Origin of the sequence: Streptomyces sp. URMC 124 (assembly GCF_051386455.1) — a bacterium.
GTDB lineage: Bacteria > Actinomycetota > Actinomycetes > Streptomycetales > Streptomycetaceae > Streptomyces.
This window is the reverse complement of the sequence record NZ_JBPQTS010000253.1, coordinates 1-6,165: the sequence shown is the minus strand read 5'-3', so window position 1 is coordinate 6,165 and position 6,165 is coordinate 1. Positions and strand designations below refer to the sequence as shown.

Genomic DNA, 6,165 nt, shown 5'->3' with positions numbered 1-6,165 from the left:
CGGAGGCATCGCGATCGACCCCGACGGCACGCACCGGATCTGGTTCGATCTGGACCTCGATCAGTAGCTCAGCAGGTCACGGGCGGAGCCACAGCCGATCGAGGCCACAGTGACGGTGCCGATCCCCAGTGGTAGCGGAGGTACAGGTACGGGCCCGTGGTGGTTCAGGCGTCCTACTGCGCAGCGCTGGCCGAACTGGTCTCGATGGCCCCGGCAAGCGCGAGGACTTGTACCACCGGTGCCAGTTGTCCGGCTCTTTCGATCAACTCGCTCTCCTGTCAGTGCATTCGCATGAAGTCATCGCGGCCCTCCGCAATCGCGGTATGCATGTGCCCTCGTAGGCCCTCCCGCTCGCTCAGCACCGCCGCATAAGCATCAACGATCCGCCGCTTTGCCTCGACCTCGGCGAGGACGCGCGCGGGCTGGTGACGGACGATGTGGAGCGCGTTCGGGACGCCGTACCCGTCCGGTACCGGCGTGGGCGCCGGGTCGTCACCATCCAGTGACCGCCCACGACACCCACGACCGCGAGGGCGCGCAGACCGTCGACGGCGCGGTCACGCCGGAGTGTTACGGGGTGCGGTGGCGTGGGGCGAAGGCCAGGCCCAGGGCTACGGCGAGGACGCAGGCGGCCGTCACCAGCAGGACGACGGGAGGGCGTACGGCCTCGTGGAGCATCCACGCACCCACCAGCCCGCCGGTGAACATGGCACCGACCGTCGCCGCGCGGCGGATCTCGCTCCGGGTGCCGGAGGGGATCCGGGAGTCGAGCCCGAAGGGGGAGGTGCCGATGAGGGCGGTCATGGTGCGGGTGATGACCGTGGTCGTCATGTCCGGCACGCCCGCCCGCAGGGTCGTGACGTTGCGCATGCCCATGGCCAGCGCGACAAGGGCCGTCACCAGGTACTGACGGAGCGTCAAGGGGTGGCCGAAGCGTGCGACGCTCCAGCCCGTCAGCCCCGCGACGGCCAGCAGCGCGGCCTCCGCGACGAGCGCCAGCACGAACCACCGCCGTCCGCGGGCGTCCGCGCGGGAGCTCAGCCGGGCCCCCAGGACGGCGCCGGCGGCGAACCCGACGAGCGAGGCCGCCGACGCGGCGGCGGAGAACTCGCCGGATCCGACGACCGCGAAGCCGAGGAAGAGCGTGTTGCCCGTCTGGACGGCGGTGAAGACCGGGCCGAGCGCGAGGAAGCTGACCGCCTCGACCATTCCCGTCGTCACGGTCAGCGCCACCATGGCCGTCGTGAGGGCGGCGCCGGGCTGGGGCTTCACGCATACCACTGTCGGCGGGCCGTGGCGGCCCGGCGCCGGATTGCGCTGTCCGTGGGCCGTTCAGCGCCGTGCCCGGGCCGCGTCCTCAGGCGCCGCGTCCGGGCCTCGCCCCGGGGCCTTCGATCAGCGAGGTGAGGCCGTCCAGCATCGAGGTGAGGCCGAGCTCGAAGACCTCGTCCAGGCGCAGTTCGTAGCCGTCGTCCTCGGTGAACGCCCCGATCACCCGGGCGAAGACGGGGTACCGGCCGGAGGTGGTGAGGGCGTCGTAGGCCGCGGCCTGGGCGTCCATCCACTCCTCCCCGGACAGGCCGGACTCGCTCGCGGCCTGGGCCTCCCGCTCCAGGTGGACGGCGGTGCCCTGGACGTAGCTGTAGAGCAGCACGTTCACGTCGAGCATCGTCGACGGGGCTAGGCCGTGGCCGTCCAGCGCGCCGAGCATCCACTCGGAGTAGCCGATGAGGCGGGGGACGGCGAGCGGGCGGGTGAGGGGCCCGATGTGCGCTAGCCAGGGGTGTCTGCGGTGCACCGCCCACAGGGCGCGGGCCCCCGTCTCCAGGCGCTGCCGCCAGCCGGCGGGGGCGACGGCGGGGTAGGAGAGCTCCGCGAGCACCGCGTCGGCCATGAGGAGCACCAGGTCGTCCTTGCTGTTCACATAGCGGTACGGCGACATGGCGGCGACTCCGAGCCGGCCGGCGACACCGCGCATGGAGAGCGAGGCCAGCCCCTCGGTGTCGGCGATGGCGACGGCCGTCCGGACGATGCGGGCGCGGATCCGTTCGTGTTCGGTGACGACGGGTGCGGGTGCGGGTGCGGCGGTGCTGTGCGCCCCGGAGGTGTGGTGTGCCCCGGAGGGGCTCTTCGGCCCGGTGGTGCTCTTCGCTCCGGGGCGGTGGGGCTGCCGCAGGTCGGGCTGCTGCCGCTCGGGCTGCTGCTCCGGGCCGCCCGCGACCACCGTGCCGACGCGCGGCCGGGCGTGAACGAGCCCCTCCTGGCACAGCACGGTCAGCACCTTGGTGGCCGTGGCGAGGGCGACGCCCCAGTCCTCGGCGATCTGCCGCGTGGACGGGACGCGGTCGCCGGGGGCGAGTTCGCCATCGGCGATGCGCTGCCGCAGCTCGGCGGCGATGCGGAGGTAGGGGGGAACCGATGTGCCGGGCAAGGGACGGTCTCCTTCTTCGCTGTACTAGTACAGAGGTTAGCAGGGCTGCCATGCCCTGAACGTCACCTGTACTAGTGCAGAGCGGTAAGTGTGCTTGTCAGAGCTGCACGTACGCCGTACATTCAGTGATGTACAGCGTAAGCAACACGCGAAAGCAACGCACGACGAACTGGGGTTCGCCATGAAGACCGTCCTCATCTCCGGAGCCAGCGTCGCCGGACTCACGCTCGCCTACTGGCTCCGCCGTCACGGCCTCGCCGCCACCGTCGTCGAGCGGGCCCCCGCCGTCCGCCCGGGCGGTCAGGCCATCGACGTCCGCGGCGCCGCGCTCGACGTCCTCGACCGGACCGGGATCCTGGAGGAGGCGCGCGGCGTCCGCACCCGGCTGCGCGGCATGGCCATGCTCGACGGCCGGGGCGAGGAGGTGTGGCGCTCCGACGAGATGACCCTGAGCGGCGGCCGCCTCGACAGCGCGGACATCGAGCTGCTGCGCGAGGACCTCACGGCGCTGCTGCACCGGCAGGCGCTCGACGCGGGCGCGGAGTTCCTGTACGACGACTCCGTCGCCGCCCTCGACGAGGGCCCGGACGGCGTGCGGGTGTCCTTCGAGCAGGACCCGGAGCGCACCTTCGACCTCGTCGTGGGCGCGGACGGCCTGCACTCGCGGGTGCGGCAGCTGGCCTTCGGCCCGGAGGAGCGGTTCATCCAGCGCCTCGGCGCCTACATCACCGTCTTCAGCGCGCCCAACTTCCTCGGCCTCGACAACTGGGAGATATGGCTCAACGAGGAGTCCGCCGAGGGCGCCGCGACGTACTGCGTCTACCCGGTGCGGGACAACAGTGAGATGAGGGCCACGCTCGGCTTCAAGTCGGACCCCGTCGCCTACGACTACCGCGACACCGAGCAGCAGAAGGCGCTGATGTCCGAGCGGCTCGCGCACGTCGGCTGGGAGACGCCGCGGCTCCTGCAGGCCATGCGCGAGGCCCCGGACTTCTACTTCGACGAGATGGCCCGGATCCACATGGACCGCTGGACCACCGGCCGGGTGGCTCTGGCCGGCGACGCCGGCTACTGCGCCTCGCCGCTCTCCGGCCAGGGCACGAGCCTGGCCCTCGTGGGCGCCTACGTCCTGGCCACCGAACTCGGCCGCCAGGAGAACGGCGACCACACCGCCGCCTTCGCCCGCTACGAGTCCCGCATGCGGCCGTTCGTCGCCCTCAACCAGGCACTCGCGGAGGAGAACGCGAGCGGCAACAGGTCGGAGGAGTCGATGGACAAGGCGAAGAACGGCATCGAGCTCGACGGCTGAACGGCGCGGCATGATGGGGCCATGGGAATGAGGCCTGTGCTCGTCTACGACGGTGACTGCGGCTTTTGCACGACCTCGATGCGTGCGGCCGAGAGGTACGTGCGGCCGCGCTGCGACGTCGTCGCGTGGCAGTTCGCGGATCTCGGTGCGCTGGGGGTCACGCAGGAGCGGGCCGAGCACGAGCTGCTGTGGATCGCTCCCGGCGGCACCGTGTACGGGGGCGCCCAGGCCGTCGCCAGGCTTCTGCTCAGCGCACGGGGCGGGTGGGCCGTCGCGGGGGCGGTGCTCGCGCTGCCGGGCGTGCGCCGGGCCGCGCACGGCCTCTACCGGCTGGTCGCCGACAACCGGCACCGTCTGCCCGGGGGCACGGCGGCCTGCTCCCTGCCCGCCGACCGCAGGCCCGGAGCCGGGGCAGGCGCCCCGAACGCGGGGCGCTGATCTGCGGATTCGCAGACCGCCGCGACATCTTGCGGTGCCGGAACCCTCCGGTAGCGTGGGGCGATGACGCCCCCTCGCATGATCGCCACGGACCTCGACGGCACTCTCCTGCGCAACGACAAGAGCCTCTCTCCCCGCACTCTCCGCGCCCTGCGCACGGCGACCGCGGCCGGCGCCGAAGTCGTCTTCGTCACCGCTCGCCCGCCCCGCTTCGTCGACCGGCTCTCCGCCGCGACGGGCCTCGCCGGGACGGCCGTGTGCAGCAACGGCGCGCTCGTGTACGACCTCGCGGACCGTGCCGTCACCGCCTCCCGCGCCCTGCCCGTCGGCGTCGCCCGCAAGGTCGTGGCCGCACTGTCGGCCGTCGTCCCGGACGTGGGCTTCGCCGTCGAGACCGGGTCGAACGTGCTGTACGAGCCGGCGTACGGGCTGCGCCTGCCGGAGGACGCCGGGGCGGAGTCGCCCGTGGCGTGCCTCGCGGACCTGTGGACGGCGGACGTCCCCATCGCCAAGCTGCTCGCCTGGTCGGCGCGGCTCGACGCGGACCTGCTGCTCGCCGCCGCCGAGCAAGCGGCGGGCGCCGAGGCGCAGTTCACGCACTCGGGCGGCCGCGGGCTGCTGGAGATCAGCGCGCCGGGCGTCACCAAGGCCGGCACGCTGGCCGGGCTGTGCGCGGGCCGGGGGATCCCCGCCGCGGAGGTCGTCGCCTTCGGGGACATGCCCAACGACCTCACGATCCTGACCTGGGCGGGCACCGGCTACGCCATGGCCAACGCCCATCCGGCGGTGCTCGCCTCGGTGCGGCGGCACACCGGGACCAACGAGGAGGACGGGGTCGCCGCCGTCCTGGAGCGGCTCTTCGCGCCGGCCTAGCCGGCGAACTCGTCCAAGGCGGCGAGCACGTGACGGCGCGTCGCGGCGGTCCCCAGGTGCCCCGCGCCGTCGACGACGACCAGCCGGGAGCCGGGCCAGGCGCGGGCGAGCTCCCACGCGGTGGCGAGCGGACCGGCCAGGTCCAGGCGGCCGTGGACGAGGACGCCCGGGATGCCGGCCAGGCGGCCCGCGCCGCGCAGCAGCGCGCCCTCCTCCAGCCAGGCGCCGTGGGAGAAGTAGTGCGCGCAGATGCGCACCAGCGCCAGCCTGGCGGCGGCCGGGCGGCCGGTGTAGGGAGCGGTGGCGCCGTCCGTCTCGCCGGAGAGGACCGCGTCCTCCCAGGCGCACCAGTCGGCCGTGGCCTTCTCCCGGACGGCCGCGTCGGGATGCTCGGTCAGGCGCGCGTAGGCCGCCACGACGTCGCCGTCGCGCGGTGTGCCGGCGGCCCCGGCGAGGAAGCGCTCCCACTGCTCGGGGAAGAACCGGCCGGCTCCCCGGTAGAGCCAGTCGATCTCCGCACGGCGGGTGGTCGTGACGCCGGAGACGACGATCTCCGAGACCCGCTCCGGGTACACCTGCGCGTAGGCCAGGAGCAGCGTCGATCCCCACGAGCCCCCGTACAGCAGCCAGCGGTCGATGCCGAGGTGGGCCCGCAGCCGCTCCATGTCGGCGATCAGGTGGGCGGTGGTGTTGTGCCGCATGTCCGTGGCGGGGTCGCTCGCGTGCGGGGTGCTGCGGCCGCAGCCGCGCTGGTCGAAGAGGACGATCCGGTAGCGGCCCGGGTCGAAGTACCGGCGCACCGCCGTGCCGCAGCCCGAGCCCGGCCCGCCGTGGACGACGAGCGCGGGCCTGCCCTCCGGGTTGCCGCAGGCCTCCCAGTACACGAGGTTGCCGTCGCCCACGTCGAGCAGGCCCGACTCGTACGGCTCGATCGGGGGGTACAGCCCGTCCGCGTCGGCGGTCATGAGCTTCGGCCTCCTGCTCCGTCCCGGCAAATACAACAGCGCTGTTACATTAATGCATGTGACGCTTCCCCGCCCCGACGACGCCTACTTCGAAGCGCAGGGCTTCGTGGGAGAGCCGCCGGACGTGCCCACCCTGTGGAACGCAGGGG

At 73.1% G+C, this 6,165-nt stretch carries 6 protein-coding genes and 1 pseudogene; 3 read left to right on the top strand and 4 right to left on the bottom strand.

The window, feature by feature from the left end; all coding sequences use genetic code 11:
* Window positions 1-278 precede the first annotated feature (278 nt).
* From ACSNOG_RS31530 to ACSNOG_RS31520, 3 genes and pseudogenes are all read right to left on the bottom strand, one after another.
* Window positions 279-521 (bottom strand): annotated as a pseudogene (locus ACSNOG_RS31530) (DUF6221 family protein); the annotation flags it as partial.
* A 49-nt stretch (window positions 522-570) separates the two neighbouring features.
* Window positions 571-1,272: a YoaK family protein gene (locus ACSNOG_RS31525; protein ID WP_436756126.1), complete on the bottom strand. Its 702-nt coding sequence runs from the start codon at window positions 1,270-1,272 to the stop codon at window positions 571-573.
* Between the two features lie 85 nt (window positions 1,273-1,357).
* The gene (locus tag ACSNOG_RS31520) at window positions 1,358-2,431 is read right to left on the bottom strand and encodes a TetR/AcrR family transcriptional regulator C-terminal domain-containing protein (protein ID WP_436756125.1); all 1,074 of its coding nucleotides are present in this window, start codon (window positions 2,429-2,431) and stop codon (window positions 1,358-1,360) included.
* A gap of 181 nt (window positions 2,432-2,612) precedes the next feature.
* Here ACSNOG_RS31520 and ACSNOG_RS31515 point away from each other — a divergent pair, with 181 nt between their 5' ends.
* The 3 genes from ACSNOG_RS31515 to ACSNOG_RS31505 all read left to right on the top strand — a co-directional run bounded on the left by ACSNOG_RS31515 (window position 2,613) and on the right by ACSNOG_RS31505 (window position 5,051).
* Complete coding sequence (locus ACSNOG_RS31515) at window positions 2,613-3,740, top strand: FAD-dependent monooxygenase (protein ID WP_436756124.1); 1,128 nt, start codon at window positions 2,613-2,615, stop codon at window positions 3,738-3,740.
* Between the two features lie 21 nt (window positions 3,741-3,761).
* Complete coding sequence (locus tag ACSNOG_RS31510) at window positions 3,762-4,178, top strand: thiol-disulfide oxidoreductase DCC family protein (protein ID WP_436756123.1); 417 nt, start codon at window positions 3,762-3,764, stop codon at window positions 4,176-4,178.
* A gap of 78 nt (window positions 4,179-4,256) precedes the next feature.
* The gene (locus ACSNOG_RS31505) at window positions 4,257-5,051 is read left to right on the top strand and encodes an HAD family hydrolase (RefSeq protein ID WP_436756127.1); all 795 of its coding nucleotides are present in this window, start codon (window positions 4,257-4,259) and stop codon (window positions 5,049-5,051) included.
* Here the strand turns inward: ACSNOG_RS31505 and pip are convergent.
* Complete coding sequence (gene pip / locus ACSNOG_RS31500; protein WP_436756122.1) at window positions 5,048-6,016, bottom strand: prolyl aminopeptidase; 969 nt, start codon at window positions 6,014-6,016, stop codon at window positions 5,048-5,050. The genes ACSNOG_RS31505 and pip overlap by 4 nt on opposite strands.
* Window positions 6,017-6,165: the final 149 nt, after the last annotated feature.